Genomic DNA, 466 nt, shown 5'->3' with positions numbered 1-466 from the left:
AGCGCGCCGGCTCCGGCCAAGGTCCAGATTGGAACGAGGAAGGTGAAGATAATCGTGGTCACCAGGCCCGCCCCAAGCGCGGCAACCAGTGGGCGCCGGGCCGGCGTGCCGTTCTTCTGAAGCGTCATGATGCCGGCCACGATCGCGGCGAGAAGCAGGACGGCGAGGACGACGAACCCCCAGAGCCAGCCGCCCATGCTCTCGGAGAGGATGAAATAGATCGTCGTGAGATCAAAATCGCTCATGGTCGCTTCTCCCTATGCGCGCCCGCGCAGCATGGCGCGATAGGCCCCGAGCAGGCCCTTTTCCTCGATCAGCCAGGACACCCACAATTCCTTCAGCGGATCGATGAACGGGAAGGAGGGGATCAGATTGCCGTCATAGTCGAACTCGATCAGCATCGCCTTGCCGATGCCGGTGACCATCGGGCAGGAGGTGTAGCCATTGTAGACCGCCTGCGGTGTCC

At 62.9% G+C, this 466-nt stretch carries 1 protein-coding gene and 1 pseudogene; both read right to left on the bottom strand.

Features of this window, described 5'->3' with window-relative positions; translation table 11 throughout:
- On the bottom strand, positions 1-245 hold a 245-nt coding region (locus HBA93_RS18535), incomplete at its 3' end, for a hypothetical protein (RefSeq protein ID WP_221724279.1).
- 12 nt (positions 246-257) lie between these two features.
- Positions 258-466 (bottom strand): annotated as a pseudogene (locus HBA93_RS18530) (pyridine nucleotide-disulfide oxidoreductase); the annotation flags it as partial.

The sequence above is a fragment of the Ochrobactrum sp. SFR4 genome (assembly GCF_019730395.1).
In the GTDB taxonomy this organism is placed as follows: Bacteria; Pseudomonadota; Alphaproteobacteria; order Rhizobiales; family Rhizobiaceae; genus Pseudochrobactrum.
This window is presented reverse-complemented; position numbering and strand designations above follow the sequence as displayed.